Annotated in this window: 27 protein-coding genes, 1 pseudogene and 1 riboswitch; of the genes and pseudogenes, 6 read left to right on the plus strand and 22 right to left on the minus strand. The window is 39.9% G+C overall.

Features of this window, described 5'->3' with window-relative positions; all coding sequences use genetic code 11:
• Positions 1 to 7: 7 nt before the first annotated feature.
• From QE429_RS21435 to QE429_RS21445, 3 genes are read right to left on the minus strand one after another with little or no spacing between them, the layout of a single operon-like run.
• Positions 8 to 1180, minus strand: a complete 1173-nt coding sequence (locus QE429_RS21435) for a hypothetical protein (RefSeq protein WP_307289940.1) — start codon at positions 1178 to 1180, stop codon at positions 8 to 10.
• A 13-nt stretch (positions 1181 to 1193) separates the two neighbouring features.
• Positions 1194 to 1580, minus strand: coding sequence for a DUF6114 domain-containing protein (locus tag QE429_RS21440; protein ID WP_307289941.1), 387 nt, complete (start codon positions 1578 to 1580; stop codon positions 1194 to 1196).
• A 19-nt stretch (positions 1581 to 1599) separates the two neighbouring features.
• On the minus strand, positions 1600 to 2175 hold the full coding sequence (locus QE429_RS21445) for a DUF6230 family protein (RefSeq protein ID WP_307289942.1): 576 nt from the start codon (positions 2173 to 2175) through the stop codon (positions 1600 to 1602).
• A gap of 206 nt (positions 2176 to 2381) precedes the next feature.
• Here QE429_RS21445 and QE429_RS21450 point away from each other — a divergent pair, with 206 nt between their 5' ends.
• Complete coding sequence (locus QE429_RS21450) at positions 2382 to 3884, plus strand: LuxR C-terminal-related transcriptional regulator (protein WP_307289943.1); 1503 nt, start codon at positions 2382 to 2384, stop codon at positions 3882 to 3884.
• 101 nt (positions 3885 to 3985) lie between these two features.
• On the opposite strand, the gene queF is transcribed toward QE429_RS21450, so the two are convergent.
• Positions 3986 to 4486, minus strand: a complete 501-nt coding sequence (gene queF, locus QE429_RS21455; RefSeq protein WP_307289944.1) for a preQ(1) synthase — start codon at positions 4484 to 4486, stop codon at positions 3986 to 3988.
• 82 nt (positions 4487 to 4568) lie between these two features.
• Positions 4569 to 4615: riboswitch (PreQ1 riboswitch) on the minus strand.
• A 154-nt stretch (positions 4616 to 4769) separates the two neighbouring features.
• Here queF and mscL point away from each other — a divergent pair.
• Complete coding sequence (gene mscL / locus QE429_RS21460) at positions 4770 to 5162, plus strand: large-conductance mechanosensitive channel protein MscL (protein ID WP_307289945.1); 393 nt, start codon at positions 4770 to 4772, stop codon at positions 5160 to 5162.
• A gap of 48 nt (positions 5163 to 5210) precedes the next feature.
• Positions 5211 to 5849 (plus strand): Bax inhibitor-1/YccA family protein, encoded by a 639-nt coding sequence (locus QE429_RS21465; RefSeq protein WP_373463217.1) that lies wholly within the window; start codon positions 5211 to 5213, stop codon positions 5847 to 5849.
• Between the two features lie 530 nt (positions 5850 to 6379).
• Here the strand turns inward: QE429_RS21465 and QE429_RS21470 are convergent.
• From QE429_RS21470 to safA, 12 genes are all read right to left on the minus strand, one after another.
• Complete coding sequence (locus QE429_RS21470) at positions 6380 to 8125, minus strand: aromatic amino acid hydroxylase (protein ID WP_307289946.1); 1746 nt, start codon at positions 8123 to 8125, stop codon at positions 6380 to 6382.
• A 44-nt stretch (positions 8126 to 8169) separates the two neighbouring features.
• The gene (locus QE429_RS21475) at positions 8170 to 8688 is read right to left on the minus strand and encodes an RNA polymerase sigma factor (protein WP_307289947.1); all 519 of its coding nucleotides are present in this window, start codon (positions 8686 to 8688) and stop codon (positions 8170 to 8172) included.
• A 99-nt stretch (positions 8689 to 8787) separates the two neighbouring features.
• Positions 8788 to 10119, minus strand: a complete 1332-nt coding sequence (locus QE429_RS21480) for a polysaccharide biosynthesis protein (protein ID WP_307289948.1) — start codon at positions 10117 to 10119, stop codon at positions 8788 to 8790.
• Positions 10120 to 10229: 110 nt separating this feature from the next.
• Positions 10230 to 11990: an FTR1 family iron permease gene (locus QE429_RS21485; RefSeq protein WP_307289949.1), complete on the minus strand. Its 1761-nt coding sequence runs from the start codon at positions 11988 to 11990 to the stop codon at positions 10230 to 10232.
• Positions 11991 to 12016: 26 nt separating this feature from the next.
• Entirely contained in the window at positions 12017 to 13285 is a 1269-nt protein-coding gene (gene efeB, locus QE429_RS21490) for an iron uptake transporter deferrochelatase/peroxidase subunit (RefSeq protein ID WP_307289950.1), read from the minus strand.
• On the minus strand, positions 13286 to 14134 hold the full coding sequence (gene efeO / locus QE429_RS21495; protein WP_307289951.1) for an iron uptake system protein EfeO: 849 nt from the start codon (positions 14132 to 14134) through the stop codon (positions 13286 to 13288). It abuts the gene before it with no gap.
• A gap of 291 nt (positions 14135 to 14425) precedes the next feature.
• Positions 14426 to 15058, minus strand: a complete 633-nt coding sequence (locus QE429_RS21500) for a response regulator transcription factor (protein WP_307289952.1) — start codon at positions 15056 to 15058, stop codon at positions 14426 to 14428.
• Entirely contained in the window at positions 15051 to 16100 is a 1050-nt protein-coding gene (locus QE429_RS21505) for a sensor histidine kinase (RefSeq protein ID WP_307289953.1), read from the minus strand. Before QE429_RS21505 ends, QE429_RS21500 begins: the two co-directional genes overlap by 8 nt.
• On the minus strand, positions 16097 to 16831 hold the full coding sequence (gene liaF / locus QE429_RS21510) for a cell wall-active antibiotics response protein LiaF (RefSeq protein ID WP_307289954.1): 735 nt from the start codon (positions 16829 to 16831) through the stop codon (positions 16097 to 16099). Before liaF ends, QE429_RS21505 begins: the two co-directional genes overlap by 4 nt.
• A 97-nt stretch (positions 16832 to 16928) precedes the next feature.
• Positions 16929 to 17573 carry a PspA/IM30 family protein gene (locus QE429_RS21515; protein WP_307289955.1) on the minus strand — a complete coding sequence of 215 codons (645 nt, stop codon included), beginning with the start codon at positions 17571 to 17573 and terminating at the stop codon, positions 16929 to 16931.
• A 101-nt stretch (positions 17574 to 17674) separates the two neighbouring features.
• Positions 17675 to 18022 carry a lmo0954 family membrane protein gene (locus QE429_RS21520; protein WP_307289956.1) on the minus strand — a complete coding sequence of 116 codons (348 nt, stop codon included), beginning with the start codon at positions 18020 to 18022 and terminating at the stop codon, positions 17675 to 17677.
• A gap of 161 nt (positions 18023 to 18183) precedes the next feature.
• Complete coding sequence (gene safA / locus QE429_RS21525; RefSeq protein WP_307289957.1) at positions 18184 to 18795, minus strand: SafA/ExsA family spore coat assembly protein; 612 nt, start codon at positions 18793 to 18795, stop codon at positions 18184 to 18186.
• A gap of 119 nt (positions 18796 to 18914) precedes the next feature.
• Between safA and QE429_RS21530 the strand changes: the two genes are divergently transcribed.
• From QE429_RS21530 to QE429_RS21540, 3 genes are all read left to right on the plus strand, one after another.
• The gene (locus QE429_RS21530; protein WP_307289958.1) at positions 18915 to 19289 is read left to right on the plus strand and encodes a DUF1360 domain-containing protein; all 375 of its coding nucleotides are present in this window, start codon (positions 18915 to 18917) and stop codon (positions 19287 to 19289) included.
• A gap of 127 nt (positions 19290 to 19416) precedes the next feature.
• Complete coding sequence (locus tag QE429_RS21535) at positions 19417 to 19563, plus strand: hypothetical protein (protein WP_307289959.1); 147 nt, start codon at positions 19417 to 19419, stop codon at positions 19561 to 19563.
• Between the two features lie 179 nt (positions 19564 to 19742).
• Positions 19743 to 21272: an FAD-dependent oxidoreductase gene (locus QE429_RS21540; RefSeq protein ID WP_307289960.1), complete on the plus strand. Its 1530-nt coding sequence runs from the start codon at positions 19743 to 19745 to the stop codon at positions 21270 to 21272.
• Positions 21273 to 21319: 47 nt separating this feature from the next.
• Here the strand turns inward: QE429_RS21540 and QE429_RS21545 are convergent, their stop codons facing one another.
• From QE429_RS21545 to QE429_RS21570, 6 genes and pseudogenes are all read right to left on the minus strand, one after another.
• The gene (locus QE429_RS21545; protein WP_307289961.1) at positions 21320 to 21454 is read right to left on the minus strand and encodes a hypothetical protein; all 135 of its coding nucleotides are present in this window, start codon (positions 21452 to 21454) and stop codon (positions 21320 to 21322) included.
• Between the two features lie 62 nt (positions 21455 to 21516).
• Positions 21517 to 22986: an amidase family protein gene (locus tag QE429_RS21550; RefSeq protein WP_307289962.1), complete on the minus strand. Its 1470-nt coding sequence runs from the start codon at positions 22984 to 22986 to the stop codon at positions 21517 to 21519.
• 140 nt (positions 22987 to 23126) lie between these two features.
• Positions 23127 to 24273: pseudogene (locus tag QE429_RS21555) on the minus strand (DEAD/DEAH box helicase).
• A gap of 104 nt (positions 24274 to 24377) precedes the next feature.
• Positions 24378 to 24677 (minus strand): DUF5658 family protein, encoded by a 300-nt coding sequence (locus tag QE429_RS21560; RefSeq protein WP_307289963.1) that lies wholly within the window; start codon positions 24675 to 24677, stop codon positions 24378 to 24380.
• Between the two features lie 144 nt (positions 24678 to 24821).
• Complete coding sequence (locus QE429_RS21565; protein WP_373463218.1) at positions 24822 to 25670, minus strand: MBL fold metallo-hydrolase; 849 nt, start codon at positions 25668 to 25670, stop codon at positions 24822 to 24824.
• A gap of 132 nt (positions 25671 to 25802) precedes the next feature.
• Positions 25803 to 26012, minus strand: a complete 210-nt coding sequence (locus QE429_RS21570; RefSeq protein ID WP_307289964.1) for a heavy-metal-associated domain-containing protein — start codon at positions 26010 to 26012, stop codon at positions 25803 to 25805.
• Position 26013 lies beyond the last annotated feature (1 nt).

A 26013-nucleotide genomic window follows, 5' to 3' on the forward strand; every position in this document is an offset into this window, starting at 1 on the left:
TCTTTTCCTATGGCTTAAAAATGATCGTCTCGTCTTTTTCTTTCGCTATTTTTTCACGCATTTTATTCAACTGTTGAACGGGATCCTCTGTTATGACTTTACCGAGCAAGTTTAAAAGTCCTAATGAGGAAAGTAAACTTTTTTCCCAGTTTTGAAGTTCTTTTGTAAATGTTGTGTCTTTTTGACAAATAGTAGACAGAGGAGATTTTTTCGAGATGGCTTCGTCAATCAGACTCAATGCCAAATCCTTTGTAATGACTCCCTTGGCATTCTCCAACTCGACACAAACATTGTGGACTACTTGGTCAACCTTTTCCGTTGTCTCCGTTACAACTGGTTCCACTGGCTTTAACACCGGTTCCAGTGGCTTCGTCACAGGGTCTAACGGTTTTAACACCGGCTCCAGTGGTTTTAGCACAGGTTCAAGTGGCTTTAAAACTGGATCTAGTTGATCTAAAACAGGTTTAAGTGGTTCCAAAACTGGATCCAACGGCTTTGTCACTTCACCTACCACATCTGGAAGCGTTCCAGTAACTTCTCCGATGTTACCTGAAGGCTCCGCTCCTGTTGTACCATCCTCACATGTTAGGGGCAAATGCCCTTTTGATATTTTTTCAATTTCTTTGTTTAATTGATTCATTGGCAAGGTACTTAAATCTTGCAAAAGTTTACTCTGATCTGGATGTGGAGGACCCTGCTTACCAGCCACAGTCCCCATAACTAATTGTTCAATAATACTGTTTTCGGACTCCATAAAATGTGCATTCATGACCACATTTTCCATCCCAAGCTCTGGGACGATTTCTGAGGCCTTCACACATGCTCCTTTAAATGAAATGGCCGTTGTATCTACTGTCATACCTTTAACCGTGACGGGACCTTTTGCTTTTAAGGTAATCGTAACCGGGCCTTTAGAAGATTCTAATTGCTTCGTTAATTTCATTCCATAAATGACGGCGGATTTATAGTGGAAGCGAAGCATGGGCTTCTGATCACTCGCAGAGGTTTCCTGCCTTACAATGGAAGCAGTCATACCAGAACCTACCACTCGTTCTGCTTCAATGATAAATCCTTCATTAACTGCATTTTTGGCCTTTGCAGCTGTGCCATAAGAAAAGAATGTCAGAAATAATAGCTGGATACATACTGTTAAGAAAATATACTTCCTTTTCCACCACATAATTTGCTCCCCTTTAGACAGTGTGTACCGTCTCTTCAACTCTATTTGGAGGTGCAGCCTTCACTTGGACAGGTGCCAGACGCCATGCCATTAATAACGCACCGCCGATGATGCCAAAAATAGTTCCAAACAAGAAGCCCCCCAATGCCCCAATTACGGAGAGAATAGATAGAAAAATAGTAAAGATTCCTAGAATTTTTGAGGCATTCGGAAAAAATAAGGCAACGACTCCAATGATAGTGATGACCCCGCCAAATAGTAATCCGATTATAGCAATCGAACCGGGGAGAAATGTACTTAGATAAAGGTTTAATGGAACCCAGGAGATCAAAAGACCACTAAGAAGAGTAATCAATGCTCCCCATAGCGGCCGTTGTTTCCTCCACTTTTTAAATGCCATCACAGTCCCTCCTTATTTCTTATTTCTTATTAATCTTTTCAACTGTTAATCTCATACCGTTCATATTAATAGTCTTTTGAAATAGGTAGTGTGTTTTTAATTTCGCGTGCTCTAGAATAATTTTGGAAGAGGTTTGTTGAAATTGTTTTTGCCAGTCATCACTATGCTTTTCTTGGAGTACTAGGTTTTGAAACTTTGCGTTTGCTTCAATGAGACCGGCATCATGCTGCAGCCCTGTTATTTGAACCGGCTTGGAGGCTGTGATTTTCACGCGAATCCATTCTCCTCCTACCTGGAAATCCTTGTACAACTGGAGATTATCAATGGTAAGCGTATCTATTAAATTTGTTCCTTGTGGTGCCGAATCGGAACTGCTTGTTTCTCCCATTTTCGGATAGAAAACATAGCCATTTCCTTCTAACTTATCAAACTCGACATAAAAGTCCCCCACACCTGCAATGGGTACTGCATAGGCAACCCCAGATATTCCGAATGACACTAATAGTAGAGCTAGTGCTATGATTCCTGTTCCTAAGGCGGACCAAAAAACCTTTTTACTAGTAGTACCCTCAACAAGTTCCATTGTGCTTTCCATAAAACCCCTCCAATTTTCCCAATTTTCAATAAACAACCTTTCCTTTACAATACTATCTAAGGTATCCTCCCTACAATCACGGAAAATATCGTAAAAAAATTCCACCCCCGACAAATGTCGTGTGCAATGTATCACTACGGACATAATGGAAAATTTTTCATCGTAATATTTAGAAAAACGAAAGCACTTTTACGGAGGTGGAGAAAATGAAGCATAAAATCGAGCAACTTCTGCAAAAGGGTCTGTCCCTCCTGCTTGAGTTGAAGGAACCTTTCATGATGGAGTGGCGGGACATGCAAACCACCTTAAAATATCAAAATGATCATTTAGTCGAAGAAATAGAGACGATGATCCAAATTGCTTCCGAGAAAGTAACAACCTCTAAAGCTTCCAATGTAGACACCTTCATCCATTCGATTCTTACTGAGTGGCAAAGTCGATACTCCACCCAGTACAACGAATCTGAGTCTCTTTCTCTTGTTTCATCGATTGAAAATATATTTCATAAGTTGCTGGCTGATAAACCAACAACTACATTTCTTGACCACCAGGCCATCCAATCTTTTTTTTCACGAATGATGGATCAGGCATTATTAACCCAAAGTTGGGAAGAACAAAATAAAAAGTGGTTAAAAAATATAATTGCTACGAATATCATTCCTATGAAATGGGTGGCAGTGGTAAAAAAAGAACAGGAGTTATATCAGATTGAAAGTGTAGTATGTGCAGATGAATACGCTGTGGACAGCCACTTAATTGACATGTGCTCAAATCTTAAAGCCAGTCAAATTTGCCATATATCATTGGCGATAAAAAAACTAATAGGCACTGGAGAGAAAGAGACAGATATCGTTCAAGTTTCCTGTCTAAATGATGTTCTATTAGTTTGTTTGCGGGAGCCTGGAATGACCGTTACCGAACAACAATATGATTTTATTAGAGGCATGTATCTTCGCCAATTAAAACTACAGCAGCTGGAAAGCAGAATGGAATGGAAGGACGGTTCTCTTCTTTTCTTACAACACCTGTTACGTGCGCGAAGTGTTGATGACGCGGTAAAGGCGATCACCAAGGGGTTAGTCGATTATATGCCGTTTAACCGTTGCGCTCTATTTTTATACAATCATTATGAAGATAAAGGGATAGGCGTGTCCGGTTATAATGTCAACATTCCTTCTGTTCAGCAAATTCAAGAAGAAATCCTAGGACTGTCTCTAATAGAAAACTATTTAAGCTCTTTAACCCATTCACAGCCGCTTTATTTTTTGAATGCCACTGAGGTGTTGCCGAAAAAGTATGTTAAAGAATTTCAGCTTCGCTCATTAGTGGTGTTGCCTATTTTCGTTCCCACAAAAAGTAAACTGCTTGGGATTGCACTATTAGACCAAGGTGAGGACTCACAATTTGAAATCTCAATGCAAACTTTATCGACCCTCATTAAATTCGGACATTATGCCGGGGAACTATTATATTCCATTTGGGACGAAGCCCTGCAGCAATTTGGCGGCACACAATCGGTCTTAACCGTGCGTGAGAAAGAAGTCTTACAATTGATTGCCAGCGGTGCATCCATCAATGAAGCAGCGGAAAAACTTCATCTGAGCAGCTACACAGTACGCGATTATGTATCTGTTATCATTCAAAAATTAGAAGCCAAAAATCGGACAGATGCCGCAGTTAAAGCCTTAAAAATGAAATTAATATCATAAAAAAAGCAGCTTCAAGAAGCTGCTTTTTTAACGCACTAACGCGCCGGGGGACAGTCCCCCGCTGCTTTAATACGTTATCATATCGGGGGACTGTCCCCATTTTAGCGGTTGTCGATTTTTTCTGGGTATAGGTCATGGTTCATCATACGGTAATCGGCCATTTGCTCGTATTTCGTACCTGGTCTGCCATAGTTGCAGTAAGGGTCAATGGAGATTCCGCCTCTTGGTGTGAATTTGCCCCATACTTCAATATAACGAGGGTCCATTAACTTGATTAAATCATTCATGATAATATTCATGCAGTCTTCGTGAAAATCACCATGATTACGGAAGCTGAAAAGATACAGCTTAAGCGATTTGCTTTCAACCATCTTTTGATCCGGAATATAGCTGATATAAATTGTGGCAAAGTCGGGTTGTCCTGTTTTTGGACAAAGACTTGTAAACTCAGGGAAATTGAATTTAACAAAGTAATCGCGGTTTGGATGTTTATTATCAAACGCCTCTAACACCTCTGGCGTATATTCGAACAAATACTTTGTTCCTTGGTTTCCTAATAATGTTACACCTTCTAATTCAGCTTCTGTTCTTCCTTCTGCCATTGTTAATCCTCCTTATATATCCCGGTTATAACTATAAGAAAGAAATAAAAAACCATATCCTAAGGATATGGTTGAATGCTCCATTTCCATAGTTTTTTATAGAGGGTATTCGCTATGAACCTCTCCCCAATATTCGGGTATCCATGTAATTAATTTCATAGTAACTATAGAGAATTTTGCGTTCACTGTCAATCAACATTTTACTGGAAAACCTGGACCTGTTGAGAAGGAGACTGGTTCACGGTACAATATAAATTAGAATAAATAAGGAGGAAGCATGTCTATGTGGAACGAATTTAAAAAGTTTGCCATGAAGGGCAATGTCATTGATTTGGCTGTCGGGGTTATTATTGGGGGAGCATTTGGAAAAATTGTTTCGTCTTTAGTCTCAGATATCATTATGCCATTAATTGGATTATTAATTGGAAAAACAGACTCGTTTTCCAAACTTGCTTATCATGATTTAAAATACGGACAGTTTATTCAAACTGTTGTTGATTTCTTTATTATTTCTTTTTCTATTTTCCTTTTTGTAAAATTCATCAATCGCTTCAAAAAGAAAGAGGAACCCGCTCCGGTCGTAGAAAAAATCGATCGCCAAGAGGAACTTTTGGCCGAAATTCGTGACTTACTAAAAGAAGATCGAGATATTTTAAGAAAAAATGAAACATCTTGACCTCTTGTACGTATATTCTAGTAATAAATAATTTTAGAGGTGAAAAACTTGTATACTCAAACATCCACTGAGTTTATGCCATCTGTTTTACGGACATTTGCTCTATCACTTGCTATCGCTTTCTTAGGTACGATGGCTGGTGCGTTTGTAGTACCACCGGGACTCTTTATCCCATTAATGATTGTAGAATTTGTGATGCTTATGGCTGCATTCTTTTTTAGACGAAAAAAAGCCATCTCGTACTCATTCCTTTATGTTTTTACCTTTATTTCGGGTATTACGTTATATCCAATTGTCTCTCATTACCTTGCGACTTCAGGAGCAAATGTAGTAGTTATGGCCTTTGCAAGTACAACCGTAGTTTTTACAGGTATCTCTATTTATGCGGCTAAGTCTAAGCGTAATTTCTCGTTTTTAGGTGGATTCCTACTGGCTGCCCTACTTGCGTTAGTTGCTATTTCTATCTTTAACATTTTCTTTCCATTAAGCTCAACAGGCATGCTCGCCTACTCCTTTATTGGTGTAGTTGTTTTCAGTGGCTATGTATTGTTTGATATCAGCCGCATGAAGCATTATGGTGTAAGAGCAGAAGAGGTTCCGTTAATGGCCTTAAACTTATACCTTGATTTTATTAACCTATTTATCAGCATTCTTCGTATCTTGGGAATCCTCTCAAGTAAAGACTAATAGTAAAAGGAGCTTGGGTTTAATCCCAAGCTCCTTTTACTTTATTAGTTTATCTCGTAGACTGTTTTATGTTACCCGGTTCTCTTTTCTGGATCCATTTCGGGCACGTAGATTGCTTCTACGTTACCCACTTCCCTTCTCCGTACCCATTTTGGGCACGTAGACCGCTTCTACGTTACCCACTTCCCTTTTCCGTACCCATTTTGGGCACGTAGACCGCTTCTACGTTACCCACTTCCCTTTTCCGTACCCATTTCGGGCACGTAGACTGCTTCTACATTACCCACTTCCCTTCTCCACACTCATTTCGGAAACGTAGACCACTTCTACGTTACCCCGTTCCCTTTTCCACACCCATTTCGGAAACGTAGACCACTTCTACGTTTCCCTGTTCCCTTTTCCACACCCATTTCGGAAACGTAGACCACTTCTACGTTACCCTGTTCCTGTTCCCGTTTCCACACCCATTTCGGGCACGTAGAACAACACCCCCTACAAAAAAACACGGATTTTTCTTTATTTAAACCATGTTATTTTTCAACGGAATTTAATAAAGTTAATCCCCTGTTAATCATTTGTTTAACAGATAGGTCCCAGTCAGAATTTTGCAGTTTACTTGTGATAGCGGTTACATTACTGTGACCGTCATCATGTATTTTATAAAGTTCAAGGATCTCTAAGCGCAGTAGCCACTCTTTTGGATATCGGTCATCTAAGATGGCTAACACTTCCCCTACATGGAATGCACTTTGATCATTCCAAATCGAGCCTTCACGAATATTGCGAATCTCTTCATATAAATTCTCTAGTTCATTCCATTTCGGTAACTCTAATTCTTCCTCTGCTTCTTCTATTTCCGTCCATTCAAAATAAGCATCAGGATCGGCAGCACCGGCAAATACTGAATCAATGCTTGCGCCAACCGCCATATCAAATGTCCCCCATGCAGGTTCAAAAAGGACTTGATCCTTATAGCTCACCTGACAATCTTTAAAAGAGATGATGATTGGTTTTGACTCTGATAATAGGATGTCCTTTACCGTTCCGTCAACTATTACTCCACTCTCAAATTTTAATTGAACCTTATGGTCCTGAGAGATACCTAATTCCTTTAGCTGCTCGAAAGTGCAATGCTCCAAGACGATATTTTCCTCTAATCGGCCAATTGGTGTACCAAAACCCTTCCGATGAGTTTCCTTCCCATGACCATCTAGTTGTTGGTTATTGTTGGCCAACGCTGTTGGTCCTTTCGTCTTGAAATAAACGGCTTCTCTTTTTTCATTAATAATGATATCAGCCAAGGTTCCTGTAACCTGCAGACCTGAAGAGAAACAAATCGTTGCCGTATTATCTGTTTGGAGTGCTTGAACAAGACTCTCTGTTCCACCTTTTCTAAAGGCCATCGTCGAAGCAAAGTCATCGATCGCTGAAACTAAGTCATCAAAGCTTTGACAAACAAATAATTGCGGCTGTGGCTTCGTCACATCATATGGTGTATTGATACAAGCTTCAACAGAAAAAGGAATTTTTCGGACGTCATCCTTTAAACAGCTTTGGCTCTCACCAACTGATGATAGAAGTCCAGCCCCATAAATCTTAGGGTTATCGAGTTCACCTATTAACCCATATTCGACAGTCCACCAAAACAGCCGTGAAACTTTATCTGCCTCAGTTAAACCTTGCAATTTACTGCGAGCCTCCGTTACCTTCAACTCAGCTTCTTTTACTTGCTCTGGAGTCGAATTGGGGTCTTCTGCCACAATCGTTAAATGACGAACAGCCATAAACACCTGGGCCTTTTCTTTACTTGATAGTGCCTTCGCTCCCATTTCGCCGATTTTCCTAACAAATTCGCGGTAGGCTTCATCTAAAAGAATTGGAGCATGGCCTGCTGCTTCATGAAGCATATCCGGTGCTGGCGTATAAGCAATGTTTTGTACATTTCGAATCTCTGTTGCAATCGGTAAAAGTCGATTTGCTAAAAAACCATAAAAAGCAGAGCCTGGAATCAGTCCGTCAATAGTCACCGCACCCCATCCGACTTTCGAAAGGCTGGTATTCATATCATCGACTTTTGGAATGGATTCTGTCTTAATCCCTGAATCTCTTAATCCATTCACGTAGGCAGGATGGGCAATTTCCTTTAAAAAGTAATGGTTCTGCTTCATAACAAACCGCCAAACAGCATGCTCAATGGGCGTATAGCGGTGGTAGTATTGTTTTGAAATATACGGCTGTAAATTTGCAGGAATCTTCTTCGTTCCATTTAAAGTCATGATAAACCTTCCCCTTTTTAATAAATAATTAAGAATGGAGCTTTTTAAGCTAGTGATAGCATTTTGGGTCTTAACCGTTCCTTGGCCCTCTTCATTCTTGTTTTGACGGTAGACATGGGCAGATTATTGGTCTGTGCAATTTCTACGAGAGACATATCGTGATAGTAATAAAGATAAATAGGATTACGATAAATCTCGGGTAATAAGTTTACCTTTTCAGCCATTTGCTGAGCCGAAAAATTATGTAGAACTTCCTCTTCAGGAATGAAGGGTGATTCGAACGAGACAGAATAGGAATATACCTCTTCTTTCCAAAATTGCTTCGATTTATTTTCCTTCCGCCAATAATCGCGGCATTTATTAATGGCAATCGTATATAACCAGCTTTTGTATTTCCCCTGCTCCTTAATTGAAGAATATGCTAAATAAGCAGAGAGTAACACTTCCTGGTAAAGATCCTCCGCAAGCTCCTTATGCTTTACTAACGAGAAAATATATTTAAAGATGGCTTTACCATATTCATTTACTAATTCCTCAAACGGAATAGTCAATTGCTCTTTCATTGCTTCCATTCCTCCAAACTAAAAACTCTTCTAACTATTAGACGGAATGGACACATCAAACCCCTACACTTCTTTTTTGGGGGTCAGTCCCCCGGCGCTTTAGCGCAACGGGGGACTGACCCCGCTTTTCATTAAAACAGATACCCCAATTTTTTTACAGATTGTTAAATAGTGCATCAAGGCTAATAAAACTGAGCCGGTATTCATCCCAATGATGACTCCATTCATTCTCCAGTCTGGCGAAGACCCTAGCCATAAGACTAGTGCATAGGAAATCACAATGGACCAGACGATGTGGACAAAGGCATCTTTAATCATATCTAGTCCGATCATGAAAGCTTGCATTGGCATAATGAAAAAGTGAAATAGAAAAAATGGCCAGAGCAACTGCAAATAGATGGCTGATGTATCTGATTTAAAAAATAATGACGTTAATTCGGGGGCATAAAAGTAAAAAATAGTTACTGCCGTGACTCCATATAAAAAAGTAAGTTTCATCACCTGTTGCAACATTTTTTGTAATGTAGGGTAATCACCTTGTGCATGTGTTTTTGACACGGCAGGTATCAAAACAATCATCAACGAATGGGCAATAAAAGCTGGGAAGAAACCAATCGAAACCGCAACACCCATCAACATTCCAAATTGCTCTGTTGCAAGGACATCTGACATACCTGACCGTTCCAATGCAGCCTTAATAATAAAGGGCTGAATGGCACTAGTAAAAGCAGAAAACAACCGCAGGCCTGTGGTTGGAACAGAAACTGCCATTAAATTCTTCCGAACAACCTTCCGATTAATATTAGAAAAAGGCTGCCGTTTCAATTGCTGAAATTGAATAATAAACAAGTAGATTAAATAAAGAAAGACAACAATTTCACTTCCAATTAACGTACCAATGGCGATCATCAATGCTGACTGTGCATTAAACTCAAACAAACGGAAAAGGATAAACAATCCGGCTAGTTGAATGACTTTTCTTAGAAAGTTAGAGATCGCAATTCTTCCCATATCTTGTTTTCCCATAAAATACCCTCTGGCAACAGAAGTAAATGCAATAACCGGTATTAGAATCATAACAAGCCAACGAATATAAGGATGGTAGCCATCAAAGATAGGAACAAACGGAAGAGCGGCTGCTGTTAATAAAAAGAGAATACTTGTAAACACTACCGTAATCGTGATGGCATGATGCAGGATATTCCTGTGATAGCGCTCTTCTCTTTCAGCAATAAACTTAGAAATGGATACTTGCAGTTCAAAGCTCGACAGTAAAACAATTAAAAAGATAGAAGGCAGAATGGACATATAAAGTCCTAACCCATGTGATCCCAGCTCTCGTGCCAGAATCATATTCACTAGAACTTCAATCCCTTCCCCTAAAAATGCGGACGCTGCTAAAAAGATAATCCCTTTATAGTAAATAGCCATACATCGACTCCCCTTTGACCCAATCTTACTTTAATAACCTATGAGACAAGTTGTAAGATTAGTAGGGGAATTTTTTAGGCTAACGAAAAAAAGGGCGTATGAGCGCCCTTTTAAACTTCTGCGGAAACCATCTGTTTTCCTTCTCTTTTTTTCATAAAAAACATCATACTTAAGATGACGGCAAGTAATAGTAATTGAGAAATAGTTGTTTCCCAAGTTGGATACAGTCCTAACCAATCGATAAATGGCAATTCTTCCACCGTGCTGGTTGGTATCATGTTCGAGATCTGCAATGCATGGATGCTAATTCCCAGGATTTTAAACGCCAAAAAGTAGATCAGGAAGGTAGCAGTTTTAAAGAAAAGACGAATAGGAATCTTTACACTGTACTTAATAATCACAAAGCCGACAATGACTAAAATGACAATCGCTAACAAGACACCGCTGATCAGCTGCATTAAACTTATATATGGAGTAATTCCTGTATAGAAGATAATTGTCTCTGCTCCTTCACGGAAAACGGATAGAAAACTAATGAAGGCAAAGGAGAGAAGACTGCCTTTCGCAATTGCCTGCTGCATTTGTTGATTGATGTACTTGTTCCAATTTCCAATACTTGATTTATTGTGGAGCCATGCACCTACTGTTAGCATCATCACCACAGCTACCACACCTGTTAATCCTTCAATATATTCCCGGCTTGATGCTGCAACGATCTGAGAAAAGACAATATTGATAATAATCGCTAATACCGCACTAGCTAAAATTCCAGCAATAACCCCGGACCAAATCCATTTCTGTTTTGATGATTGGCCCATTTTTTTCAAGAAAGCAATTAACGTAGCGACAACTAGTAACCCCTCTAATCCTTCACGCAGAAGAATAAGAGCTGCGTCCCATAACGTGTAATTGGTTTTACTTAATAAGGGAGCAAGGCGATCACTGATTTCCTTTAAAATATCAGCAGCTTTCTGCGCCTTCACCTTTTCTGAGTTTAACAGACTGATTGCCGTAGGGATTTTCGTTTCTATATCACTATATAATCCACTGTCCCTCGTCTGAACGTCGCCTTCTACCATTGACCAAACAGAAAGGATTTCATTTAGCTGGTCGCTGGCAGTTATATAGTCCTTTTTTGCAATCTGCTTTTCCGCTTGATCTAACAAAGCCGCTACATCTGAAAGCGAAGCGTCACCCTGGAGTTGGTTTGAAGTCTTCCCGGCTAAAAAGTTGTCGACTTCGGCAGTTAATTGTTCTAAGTTTTCCATTGCCTTCTGCCTGTCAGCAGGCTCTTGTGTGATAGCGATTCGAACAAGAGCCATATATTTCTCAATATTTCCATATGCCGCAATGCTTTCATCATGAACTAGTTTTTCAGAAGCAGTCCATTGGTTCAATATTTTTTGGTATTGACCTTTTAAACTAGCAGTCTCTCCTTTTTCAATAGAACTCTCCATAGTGCTAATAAGTGGTAGTAATTGTTTAACCTGTTCTTTTGCTTTTTCTTTGTCTTGTGGATTTTGTTCCTCGTCATACAAAACCACCGCACTAGAAAGAGACGAAAGGCTTTTGGCAAGTGTCTCTTTATCCACATTCCCTTTTGCCAATAGACTTTGAACCTCTTTAAGTTCTTGGTCAACCTTTTTAGCCTGTTTACTATCTGCTTTCTTTATTGCCTTCCAGTCGGCTGCAAATTGCTCCATATTACTAGAAACTACAGAAGCCTCTCCATCCTTCGCCTTCATTAAGCTGTCTCCGATTAGCACAAAAAGCTCATCATGCTCCTCAGCTGCTGCGACTGGCTGAATCGTTTGAAAAAAAATAAATAGTACCGTTAATAATAATAAGGGCTTAACTGTATATCGGTGCATAAGATTCTCTCCTTAAAAAGAAAACACTAGTTAAATAGTGTCTCTCCAATAAAACTTCCCTTTTTAACCCCTGGCAAACAAGCAAAAATCGCACTTCCACGATGGGAGGTATATTCGTTTAATTTATCCATATTAGCTAGTCTCTGTTGAATAGGGATAAATTGCTTACTTGGCTTTCGCTGAAAAGCTAGGAACAACAGTCCTGCATCAAAACTTCCTGTTTTCTTATCCATCCCATCAGAATACGAATAGGCTCTGCGTAGAATCTGCTGTGACCCGTCGCCATGAGATAATCGAACATGCGAATCTGCCGGGATGGATTTTAGATCCACTTTATCAAATTCATTCTTTTTGCCAAACGGAGCGCCACTTACACGATGTCTACCAAAGGTATTTTCTTGTTCCTTTAAATTGGTTCGATCCCAAACTTCGATAAACATTTGAATTCGTCTGACAACAAGGTAACTGCCATCCACTAGCCAATCAGGACCGTCCCCAGGTTGAACCCATACCTGCTCGTTCATTACCTTTTCATTATTTACATCTGGATTAATGGTGCCGTCTTTAAAGCCAAACAAATTCCTTGGTGTTTCATTTTTTGTGTCTGCTTGTTTGGTACGCTGGAAGCCCGTTTGCGCCCAACGCAATGTTGCTTTCCCTCTCGCAATCCGAATGAGGTTTCTTACAGCATGAAAAGCTACCTGCAAATCATCCGCGCAGGCTTGGATACATAAATCCCCGCCAGTCCATTCCTCTTCCAAAGCATCAAGTGGAAACTTCGGAAGGTCCACCAATTCCTTTGGCTGCTTGTGTTTTAATCCAAACCGGTCTTGATTTTCTTTTAGAAAAAGAGATGGACCTACTCCAAACGTAATCGTCAGGTTTGAAGCGGATAGCCCAGCTGCCTCCCCCGTATCTTGCGGTGGCAGGAATTCGTTTCCTGTTAGCTCGCCGATAGCCTTCCCTTCTGTCATCAACGCGGCTGCTTTTGTCCAATCTTTAAACAGTTTCACTAACTCTTCTTTTTTCGAAGTGGTCACATCTAAGGAAACAAAATACACATGATTTTGTGTCTTTGTTGTGATTCCACTCTGGTGCTTCCCATAAAACGGTACAACGTCTTTATTTGTACCCGTATTTGATGCTTTGCTTTCTTGGATGGAAAGGATTCCGCCCAGACCGGATGCACCGAGAATCACTCCTACCCCACCGATTCCAGCCGTTTTAAGGATATCACGTCTCGAAACCTTTTTTTCATTCAATGTCTCTAAGCTGTTAGTCGTATTCGTTGTCAATTAAGACGCCTCCGTTACCATTCCAATTTGAGATAGCGGTTCTGCAAGCGCATCGATGGCTTGGCTTAGTTCCTTCACTTGTGCTTCTGTTAAATCCGTGTAAAGTTTATATCCTTCACCACTTTTATGCTGGTTCAATAATGCATACACATCATCAAAACGGGCTTGAATTTCTTTAGATACTTCCTCATTTTTTTCCTTTAATGCTGGTTGAAGTAGCTGATAGATTTTTTCTGCTCCTTCTACGTTAGCAGCAAAATCATATAAATCTGTATGAGAGTAACGGTCTTCCTCCCCAGTTACTTTTGAAGTGGAAACCTCATTTAGTAGATCTACTGCACCTGTAATTAACAGGTCTGGTGTCACCTCTACGGTATCTACCTTCGCACGCAACAGGTTGACATCTTTCATTAGTTGGTCAGCGATTTGCTCATACCCTTTTGTTGTGTTGTCGATCCATAGCCCTTTTTCAAGTTTATGGTAGCCGCCCCATTCTGCTTCAGGTACGTCCCCTTCACGAGCATCGATTTTAGGATCAAGATCTCCAAATACCTCTGCGATTGGTTCTGCGCGTTCATAGTGCATGCGCGCTGGTGCATAAAGTTGTTTCGCTTTCTCCACGTCACCATTTTTAACAGCCGTTGTAAAGGCTTCCGTTGCCTTCACAAATTCCTCAATTTCACCGATTGCGTACTCGCGATATTCCTTTGATACTCCGTCAAGGGCAGGTGAGACTTCCGTTTTTGTTTCTTTCGTGGTTTCTTTTGTTGAAGTTTTCTCTGTATTTGAACATCCGAATAGAAGACTGCTAGACAATAATAACGTTCCTGATAATTTTAGTAGTTTCATATGTAAAAAATCTCCTTTTAAATGATAATGATTTTCATTATTAATATAATAACAGTAATTGAGAAGGATTTTCAATTACTTTTTAAAAAAAACTCTACTAACATTAAACTCATGAAATTTGTCTAGGAGCTTTGTATGTGATTGGTTAAAAAGGAAAAGTGATAATTAGTGGATTCGACTAGTTCCCCTCGACCGTGAAAAGTTGCTTCAACAGGCACTGGTCACCTCGACAAACGCCTTAAATGCCTAAAAAATAAAAAAACTACCCAAAAGGATGGGTAGTTTCACGTATTATGATATTAAGGAATGCTTAAACGCATAGATCACAGCTTGGGTTCGGTCTTGTACATTCAACTTACTTAGGATATTGCTGACATGGGTTTTAACGGTCTTCAGTGCGATGAATAATACATCAGCAATTTCCTGGTTGGATTTCCCCTCTGCCATCAGCAAAAGGATTTCTAATTCACGGCTAGTGAGATCTTCATGGGGCAAATGAGTATGTTTTTGGCGCATTTTCACCATCATTTTTCCAGTTACTTCTGGTTCTAGAACAGATTGGCCATGGTATGTAGCACGAACGGCATTGGCAATTTCACTTGCTTTAGAGGTCTTCAGCATATAGCTGGTTGCCCCTGCTTCAAGGGCTGGATACACCTTTTCATCATCTAAGAAGCTTGTTACAATAATAACCTTTGCTTCCGGCCATTGTTCAATGATTTGCCTCGTTGCCTCAATCCCGTCCATTTCTTTCATAACTAAGTCCATTAAAATGATATCTGGTCGTAGTTCGAGAGCTAGTTCGACTCCTTTTTTTCCATCATCTGCTTCTCCTACCACTTCAATGTCAGACTGAGCAGATAAATAGGACGAAACCCCGATTCTCACCATTTCATGATCATCAACAAACAATACTCTAATCATTCGCACCATCCCCATTAATCATCACTGGAATTTTCACTTCCAGCCTTGTTCCTTTATTTTTCACACTGATTACTTTTAAGGTACCGCCCACTTCAAGCGCCCGTTCATGCATATTTTGCATTCCGTATGATCCAGCCTTCATTTCATTTACTTCAAACCCAATACCGTCATCCACAATCCTCAGAATAGCAAAATCATCTCGTTTGACCAGCAACACCTCTAAACCGTTCGCTTTCGAGTGTCTCAGCGTATTCGAGATTGATTCTTGAAGGATTCGGAACAAGTGGTCCTCAACACCTTTATCTAGAGGGAATTCTTCCACTTTCCAATGAATTTCCATTGTTACCTTTTGAGATAATTCGATTAACAGTTCCTCAATTCCTTCTTGGAGTGTTTTATTCTTTAAGGCAACTGGACGCAAATGAAGAAGGAGTGCCCTCATTTCGAGCTGGGATTGGTGGATCATCTCTTCCACTAGTTTCAATTGTTTTGCTTCACGTTCGTTTTCAGATTCCTGTTTTGTTTCATTAATGGCAGACATCATCATCGATGCCGCAAATAATTGCTGGCTGACAGAGTCGTGTAATTCGCGAGCCAGACGATTTCGCTCCTGCTCAATCATTTCCTGAATTCTTGCTTCCTGGTCTTCTACTTTTTCAGTAGCTAACCGTTGGGATAATTTGACTTGCTCCGACATTTGTTTGCCAATTTTATCAATCCGTTCCGCAATGGTTTGCATCTCTACAATAGGGGGCTTCCCCTTTTCCTCTGGTGCTCGCCCTTGTTCCAATTGATGGAGTGAATGATCAATAGCTAGAAACTGCTTCCGCCAAAAAAAACCGGAAACACCACCTGTGAGAATACCCATCACAATGCTAAAGGCTGGAATAAAAATAACAAAGGGTATATCCATGAAATGCCTTTTCCACAATTCGGACCAGCTGTTTAATGGAAAAACAATCGTAAAAATGGCTGCGACAATAATGGCAATGAGGAACGAGCAGACGACACTCCAGACAATCTGGCGCTGAGTTGTACTCATATCCGGCTCACCTCTAAATTCCCAACAATAAGCGAGGTAAAGATTTTCACCTTTTGCTCTGATGTTTCATAGCCTGGTGTTTTTAATTGGAATACTTGATTAAATATTTTAGATTCGTGGTTCCCAAACACCGTTGTGGAACCAACCACACATGAATGATTGATGCTAACATCAATTTCATATGGAACATGAATGTGAATATTACCAATTACGTTTCGAATAATAATCACGGTTTCACCTTTTGGCAGCATGGTGAAACTGAGGTCAATAATTGTGTCCCCTATTCCCGTCTGGATATTTACATCCTTCCATTCGTACACGCCCATTGGTGTCTTTTGTTGACCCAACAATACATTTTCAAACAACGGCTCTACTTTTATAACCGTTTCTTCTTGAGTAGTTGTTTCTTGAGCCTGAATATCTAATGATATTTTCTTCGGATTCTTTTTTGATTGTAAGTATTGGATAAAAAAGTGCAGTAATATCGCTAATAATAAGAAGCGAAAGGTCATCATATTGAAAATACTAATGACAAAGATAATAATCCCGCCGATAAATAGGACTTTACCAAGCTTTCGTCCGGTCTTTTTCCTGCCAATATAAATCATTCCACCCGCGATAATAAGGGAGAAAATAAGCCCTTTATTGAAAAATAAAATCTCCAATAGCAAAATGACTACTCCGATGACCACAAGCCATCCTAAGTAATCATTTTTTGTATTTTTAATCATCGGCTCACCCTCCCTTTTTACCATATGTACAAATTGTTTTCTCATGGGGTAAAAGGCGTAGAACCCTACGCCTTTCTTTAGAATACCATATTTGTTATTAAATGGACTTGCTTTCTTCTAATTTCATTTCTTTTTCTAATTGGGCAATTCTTGAATCAATCGTATTACGATAGTAAGAACTGTTAACTTGATCCTCTAAGCGATCCAAATAGTTCTCGATGTCTTTGAATTTTGAAAAAGCCGCATCGGAATAAGTATTTGAATCAAGTACTTTGTTGATACGAAGGTTGGCGCGAGTGACGTTTTCACGCCCCATTAACTCCATTCGGCGAAGGTGCATATCTTTAAGCTTGTGCTTCATTTCTTCATATTTTCTTTCTAATTCCCCAAGCTGTCCATTTACCTGTTCGAGTGATGCACTTAGACGGCTGGCACGTTCAGCATATTGTTGATGTTCTGCAGTAGCGAATTGATATAGCTCCGTTTCACCCGCTTTTGACGCTACTTCTGCTTGGTACTTTCTCTTATCCGCTAATTCAACTGCTTGATGGTACTCTCTTGTGAACTCATCCTTTAGTGTATTCTGGCGTTCTAACAGCTTTCTTACTTTTTCTGTTTCTTGCTCAGATTGGCGAAGGTATTGATTTAGTAAGGCAATTGGATTATGTTTTTCTTTTTTGTCTAGGGCCTCATGTAAATCAGCAGTAATTGTGTTTTTTATTCTTGTGAATAAGTTTGTCATTTTCATTCTCTCCTTTTAATGTTTAGCTTAGTTAAACTTGCCTGTTGATTTCCGCTCCAATCAACAGGGTGAAAAAATCACCAATGTCCTCTTTAACAAGATTAGTAATTTTTTAATTCATTCCACTGTTTTTCGAAGTTGGCGAATGGGTCTGTTTCTTCTTTTTTCATGCTGTGCTTGTTCTCGTTCCATTTTTTATAAACGAGGTAAAGCACATAGGCTGCAACAACTCCAATGATGGCTGGTGCATTATGAAGGGAAGCCACTAGGACGATAAGACCGATAATTCCAAGCCCAATTTTTCCTCCCGTGGATTCTGCCTTTAAAAATTGTTTAAAAATGAAGTAGAGTAGCACAAGGCTAACTAGTAACCCCACCATTGGACCAATGGTTGACAGTAAGATGATCGCTGCGATTCCTCCAGCTAACAGTAAACCAAATTTTTTCATTTTGTTTTTCACTCCTTTTCTTATCTTGATTTCATCTTACCTTTTTTCATTCGTTCTCATAATTGCGCTTGAGCTTGATTTTTATATCGGTCTCAAGACGTAGAAAGGGTCAGCCCCTTAAGCAAATGGCTTAAGAAACTGACCCTTTTTGAGACTTCTTCTTATTTAGAGATAAACATTTGGACCCAATAGTACCCGTAGGAACCACCTTTAGCGTAACCAACGCCAATTCGTGTATTAGAGCTTAAGATGTTGGCTCGATGACCTGAACTGTTCATCCATGATTGAACCACTGATGCAGGTGTGGTTTGACCAGCAGCAATGTTTTCAGCAGCCGAACGGTAGGAAATCCCAAAATTCTTGATCATATCAAATGGACTTCCATAAGTTGGGCTTGTATGGCTGAAATAGTTTTTATCACGCATATCATTTGCCTTATAACGTGCCACCCTCGAAAGTTCCCAATCAGCCGTCATTGCCGGCAAGCCATTTTTCGCACGTTCTTGATTGGTTAATTGAATGACCTGATTTTCCACACTTTTAATGGCATCAAAGTTTGGAATAGTTACTTTTTGACCAGGGTAAATCAAGTTGGGATTTTTAAACTGCGGGTTTGCTGCAATTAACTCTGAGATTCCAACTTGATACCGAACCGCGATTTTCCAAAGTGAGTCACCCGGCTGAACCGTGTAATATTGCTGCGCAAAAGAAACGCTAGGAATACAGAAAAGTGATAGTAAGAACAAAAAACTAACCCAAAAAGATTTTTTCATTTTTTCGCCTCCTCCGAATATATAATTTTGATTTGAGGCTCAAAATATACAAGGAACTAAAAATAATATTTTGATCTACTTTGGTTTGTTAAATCTACTGATTTTTGGAGGATTGAGAAGTGACGGACATTTCATGGATGACCTATATTATGTTAATTTTAGCGAGCTACCGGTTAACTCATTTAATTGTGTTCGATAAGATTACCGAATTTATTCGCAAGCCATTTGTCAAAAAAGTGAAGGTAGAAACGCAGAATGGTACAGAAACAAAGGAAGTTCCTACTTCCATGTTTGGTTATCTATTGAAATGCTATTGGTGTGCGGGTGTCTGGAGTGCCATTTTACTTGGCGGTGCCTATTTGCTGTTTCCTAGGGTAGCCTTTGTTGTTATCTTAATTTTTTCCATTGCTGGCGGCCAGTCCATCATCGAAACCTTTGTCGGTGTTAATATTAAGAAGGTTGATTATTATGCGGATTTAAAGAAAAAGGACTAAAAACAAAAGCTTGAATCATTGGTAAAAAAATTCCCCCTTACGCATATATTTTATAAATGCGGCTGGCTCAGGCAGAGTTTTCGGCCTTTGGCGATTGAGGCAGCCAACATAAAAAGGGGGATTTTATATGGCTGTTTGGTGGGTCACAACCATCGGTTTTGTCCTTTGTCTTGGTTTTGTAGGAGGTACACTCGTTCACTTCCTACGTGGTGCTCTTGACTCAGAGGATGCTACTCGAGTCGATAAAATTAACTCCGATGAGGAGCCCCTCTAAACAGGTGTGTCCTAGATTCACCTTCTAATTAGTCATCTTTTGGACTCATACAAAAACTTTCTGAACCTGTGCTAGCATAGGTTCTTTTTTATTTAAGAAATATATTTACAGTTTCCCACATGTTTTTTTCTTTTTAGGAAAAATTATACATGTGACTATTTTAAGCTGGAGGATTACATATGAGTTCATTTGAAAATGCACCTAAGTTTCCTAAAACCTTTTGGCGTGAAATTGAATTTCCTTCTTATCCAAAGTTAACTGAGGACCTATCAGTTGATGTAGCGATTGTAGGAGCTGGAATAACCGGGATTACGGCAGCCTATTTATTATCAAAGGAAGGCATAAAGGTTGCTCTTATTGAAGCCGGTAGTGTTTTGAACGGAACAACAGGACACACAACAGCAAAATTAACTGCACAGCATGGATTAATATACGATGAATTGATTAATCATTTTGGTAAAGAAAAAGCCCGACTTTATTTCGAGTCACAAATGGATGCGATAAAGTTTGTGGAGAGCACGATTCAGGAAAATGGGATTGAGTGTGATTTCAGTAAGGAAGATGCCTTTATGTATGCAGTGACGGACGAATATGCCGAAAAACTGCAAACCGAATGGGAAGCCTATAAAAACCTTGGTATTGAAGGGTCTCTAAATGATTCCATTCCCTTTAATATTCAAACAAAAGCGGCACTTGTAATGAAAAACCAAGCGCAGTATCACCCGCTAAAATACCTGAAAGCTTTGCTAGAAGAAGCAGTTAGCGCAGGTTGCTCTGTATATGAAAATACAACGGCTGAAGATATCGAGGATGATCACTCCCAACCTAAGGTGGTCACGAAAGATGGTCAGAGAGTAACCTGCAAACAGGTCATCATCGCTTCCCATTTTCCTTTTTACGATAAGCCAGGGCTTTATTTTGCCAGGATGTATGCCGACCGCTCATATGCCATTGGGGTAAAAACCGACAAAGAGTTTCCAGGAGGGATGTATATTAGTGCGGATAGTCCTACTAGATCTATTCGTTATACACCTTATAACGGGGAGAAATTACTGATTATCGGTGGTGAGAATCACAAAACGGGCCAGGGGATGGATACATTAAAGCATTACGAAGCCCTCGAGGCTTTTGCTGAAGAGGTATTTGGGATTAAGGGATACGAATACCGTTGGTCTGCTCAGGATTTAGTAACAATAGACAAGCTTCCCTATATCGGTGAGATCACCTCAGGAAGAGAGCATATTTTAGTAGCTACAGGTTATAAAAAATGGGGAATGACGACCGGAATTCTTGCAGGACATCTGCTTACCGATTATGTTTTGGGGCGTAGTAATCCTTACAAAGAATTGTATTCCCCTTCCCGTTTCCAGGCTGACCCTGATTTAACGAATGCTATTACAGCGAATGCTGATGTTGCCAAACATCTCTTGAAGGGCAAGCTTGAAATTGTCGAAAAGATTGTGGAAGATTTACAAGACGGTGAAGGCGCGGTTGTTATGTATCGCGGAAAAAGAGCAGGCGCTTATAAGGATAGAAACGGTAAGCTTTATGTAGTAGATACAACTTGTACCCATTTAGGGTGTGAATGTGAATGGAATCATGCGGAAAAATCATGGGATTGCCCATGCCATGGATCCCGTTTCTCATATGCTGGTGATGTAATCGAAGGCCCAGCAAGAAAACCATTGGATATACTTGAAAAGGGATAATAAAAAATAAAGGCTGACTCAAGTTTTAAAAGAGTCAGCCCTTTCATTTATTTACTATTTGGTCGGTTGTGTTTGATCGCTTCTCCGGTTGTAAATTCAACCAGTTCTTCGCTCATGACCATTGGCTTCTTACGGTTGTTATTTCGTTGTGCATTCTGATTTCCCAGTTTCTGTCTACCCATTCGTACCAGCTCCTTTTCGAGAAATAGAAATACAATGATAGTATGGGTGAAACCACATCAGCTTATTCTTTTTTAAGGACTGGTGGCTTTCTAAATTTTGTCATCTGTTCATACGCGTACGAAACTTCAATTAACAGCGGTTCACTATACGCCGTTCCCGCAAAAGTAATTCCAACTGGCTCCCCATCAGCCGTAAACCCAGCAGGAACAGCAATGGATGGATATCCCGCTTTCGCACTGATATGTGACCCTTCATCGCCAGGAAAGATGATGACATCCAGGTCATATTTTTCTAATGCGTAGTCAATTCCCTGCTTCGTCGAATGGTAAAGATCAAATTCTAATGCCTCAAAATAGGCAGCCTCTGTCAATCTGCCACTCGTTGCTTCTGAATCCGTCAAAACTTTTTGTCCATACTTAAGCATTTTTTCTTCGTTTTTTCGATTAAACTCAATCAAATCAGCCAACGTTCTAATCCCAACAGAAGGATGCAGCTGATTCAAATATGCATTTAAATCTGGTTTAAACTCGTATGTTAACACATCATATTTCCAATCCACTTTAGCACATGGAATATCAATATTCTCGACAATCTCAGCACCCGACGTTTTCAATACTTCTAGCGCTTTTGCCGCCACCACCTGCTTTTCTTCACTTAAAATCTCCATGAATCCATCCAGAGCAATTCCAACTCTTTTACCTTTCAAACCGTCTTTTAAAAGAAACTCTGTAAAGTCAAAGTGATTAAACGGGTTTGTTTTGGTAATTGGATCTTGCTCATCCTTACCACATAAGGCATGAAGTAGGATGGCTGCATCTTCCACCGTCCGAGCCATTGGCCCTGCGGTATCCTGCGTATGAGCAATTGGGATTATTCCTCTTCGGCTAATCAATCCCACGGTCGGTTTAATTCCCACAAGAGAGTTCTGACAAGCAGGATTTAATATAGAACCAGATGTTTCCGTTCCTACTGCAGCAGCTGCAAAGTTGGCCGCAACGGCAGCTCCTGACCCAGAACTAGAACCGCCTACATCAAATGTGCCAGGCCCATAGGGGTTTAAAGCCTGGCCACCTCTCGAACTATATCCGCTTTTCATTCCATAAGCCATGAAGTTGGCCCATTCCGTCATATTTGTTTTTCCAAGAATCACCGCACCAGCTTTTCGTAATTGCTCTGCGACAAACGAATCCTTTACGGCGATGGAATCCTTTAAAGCAAGCGATCCTGCACTTGTATGCATTTTGTCATGAGTATCGATATTATCTTTTATTAAAATAGGGATTCCATGCAATTGACTTCGAGGACCCTTTTCTCTTCTTTCAGCATCAAGCGCCTCCGCAATCTGCAAGGCATCTGGGTTGATTTCAAGGATGGAATTCACTCCTTGGTCGTAAAGTGAGATCCTATGTAAATACATAAGTACCAGTTCTTTGGATGTAATCTCCCCGCTATCTAGTTTCACCTGGATCTCACTGATCGTTACTTCCTCAAGCCACTCATCATGCCACTTTTTTAATACTCCATTTTCCATTGTTCTTCCCTCCATTTCTTCTACAATTCAAGACAAAACGGTATAAATCCTTTAATTAAGACAAAAAAACAGTGGATCGAATCCACTGCTTTTTTGGGGACAGTCCCCCAGCGCTTTAGCGCAGTGGGGGACTGTCCCCCCTATCTTTTTAGTTTTTGAGCTCGTTGCTTCTCATCAACGATTTGGCCTTGATAAAATACTCTCTTATGAAGTGAAGTGTTTAGCTCACGGCAATAACGCTTAAGCTCTCTTTCTTCTCTTTCAGTTACCAATGAAATGACCGTTCCATTCGCACCCATTCTTCCTGTCCTTCCTGCTCTATGGACATATTGAGTTATATCCTTTGGTGAATCAATTTGAACGACATGGGTTACTCCCTGAATATCAAGCCCTCTTGCCGCCACATCTGTCGCAATCAGCATCTTCAATTTCCCATCACGGAACGATTTTAAAGCCGCTTGACGCTCCAGCTTCTTCATATCACTGTGGAGAATTCCGATGGAAAGCTCTTTAAAAAGTAACTTCTCTTTAAATACTTGTATTTCACCAATATCATTAATAAATGCAAGAGATTTACTTTTCTCCAAGCGAACAATTTTTTTCAAGAAGCTTGATCTTGTCTCTTGGTTCACAACTGAAATAAATATGTTCTACTTCACCGGAAGAAGCCATTTCATCCTTTTCAATTCGTATAACCTCTGGTTCCTTCGTTAAATCCTTAGCCAATTTCTCTATTGCTGCTTTCATGGTCGCAGAAAATAATACTACTTGTCGGTCATTCATCGTTGATTTAACAATGTTTTGGACTGTGTTTAAATGCTCAGGGATGAGTAGCTGATCCCCTTCATCAAGTACTACCATATTTACTTCGTGCATTTTTACTTTTTTCTGCTTAATTAGCTCTAGCAAACGGCCAGGTGTGGCAAAAATGACTTGGGGACGCTTTTTTAATTTTTCCAGCTGGCGTTTTACATTTGCACCGCCAATAATGGATGTGCCTCTGATCCCGCTTCCTTCTGACCATTTTTGGAATTCCTGATACACCTGCATGACTAGTTCCTGTGATGATGCTAAAACAACAGCTTGAAGAGATTGCACCTCAGGATCGATTTTATGTAATAGTGGTAATAAGTAAGCAAGAGTTTTCCCTGTCCCTGTAGGTGACTCCGCAATTAAATCTTTACCTTCTAAAATCTTTGGGATTGCCGATTCTTGGATGGAAGTCGGCGCTTGAAATCCAGCTTTCTCCCATGCTTCCTGTAAAAATGGCTTTAACGTATTTAACATATTGTACTCCTTTATAAAAAAATCATTTTTCTTATTATTAGTATTTGTATATCGTATTGATACTATCGTAATTACCGTGGAGTGTCTAGATTCAAAGAAGTAGATTAAAATGAAGTATTAAAATAGAGGATAACCCATGCTGCGTGATATACAAGGACAGATAAGTAAAGAACACAGGTGGAAAGCAAGAGAGTTTTCATCCACCCCTTTAATGGTCGTAAATAAAACAAGCCAAGCAAAAGAAGCGGAAGTGAAATTTTTATCAAATAAAAATAGGACCAGCTTTTATTAATGACAAACTTCATCACTGGATTTCCTTCGGTAACAAATCCAGAAACAATGCCAAAATGAGTTAACGCTGCATCCAGCAACCCTGCGAACAGCAGGAATACACAAAGTCTCATTAGTTCCCCCTTGAAAATATAGTTACTAACCAGTTTATCTACTTATACGGATGCTAATACGTACCCAATTCTTAATGTTCTTATTAACGAACATCAACACCAATTAAAGGGCTGCATCCATAGCAACCCATTCTAACTACAAATTTAATTTACATAACGTCCACTTTCAGGTCTTCCAATTTCATTGAAATGTTCCAGCAAATAGTGAAGGTTCTCTTCAAGCTCTTTTCCGCTCATAGGCAAACCGTGTCCAGTTATCGCAACCTGTGGTTTTAATGCCTCCAACTTTCGAACGGATTCATAGGCGGCATTCCAATCAGTCGTATAATATTTTGGAGGTCCGCTAATTTCCTTAGTTTGCGTCATGACTTTAAAAAGTGACTCCTGTTTCACAGTAACAAATGCGTCCCCTGCAATTAAGGTACGATCTTGTTCGCGGAAAAAAGACACATGACCGGGTGTATGTCCCGGCGTATGTATCCATTGCCAATTTGGCATAAAAGGCACAGAACCATCCGAAGGAAGTGCCTGAATATATGTGCTGATATCTATCCCATGGTTAGGGAACATTGGCGAAAGCTTAGCAACTAAGCCGCTGTCCACATTCGGATCTCCCTTAGGGTAATCCTTCTTTCCCGTTAAATAGGGAAGTTCCTCCTGATGGGCATAAGCAGGGACCTTCCAGTCTTCCAATAATTCAGCGATTGATCCCACATGGTCAAAATGACCGTGAGTTAAAATGATCGCCTTTGGACTAGCATTGTCACCGAATCTTTCATGGATCAAATCTTTAATTTCTCCCGCTGACTTTGGCATACCGGTATCAATCAAAACAAACTCATGAGTCTCATTTGGGTTTCCCACCAGTATTAGATTGACGATTTGGTCCGTATAACAAAAAACATCCGGAAGAACAGCAATCCCAACTCCATTACCTATGGAGGACATCGGTAGAAACGATTCCTCAAATTTATTGTCCTTTTCAGTTTCCAAACTAATCCCCCCTTTTTTCTATTATTAACCAGGGGGAAAAAATTATGACTACTCTATTATACATTATAAAGAACATAATGTTCTCTGAGAAATACAAAACAAAAAGAAACTATTCAGCAAAGAACAGCTTCTTTAATCAAAGGAACGTAAAACTAGTTTATGAATGCTCTGGCTTATATCCTGTTCATGGATAAAGTCTTCATCAAACACAATTCTTACTTTACCTGTTCCGCTTAAGATTTTTACCTTTTCAACCCCACTCGTTCTTTCGATTCCTCTTTTAATTTTACCTATACAACCGGTACACGCAAGATCATTTAGTGCAAATTCAATTATACTCATG

Origin of the sequence: Bacillus sp. SORGH_AS_0510 (assembly GCF_030818775.1) — a bacterium.
Classification (GTDB): Bacteria; Bacillota; Bacilli; order Bacillales; family Cytobacillaceae; genus Neobacillus.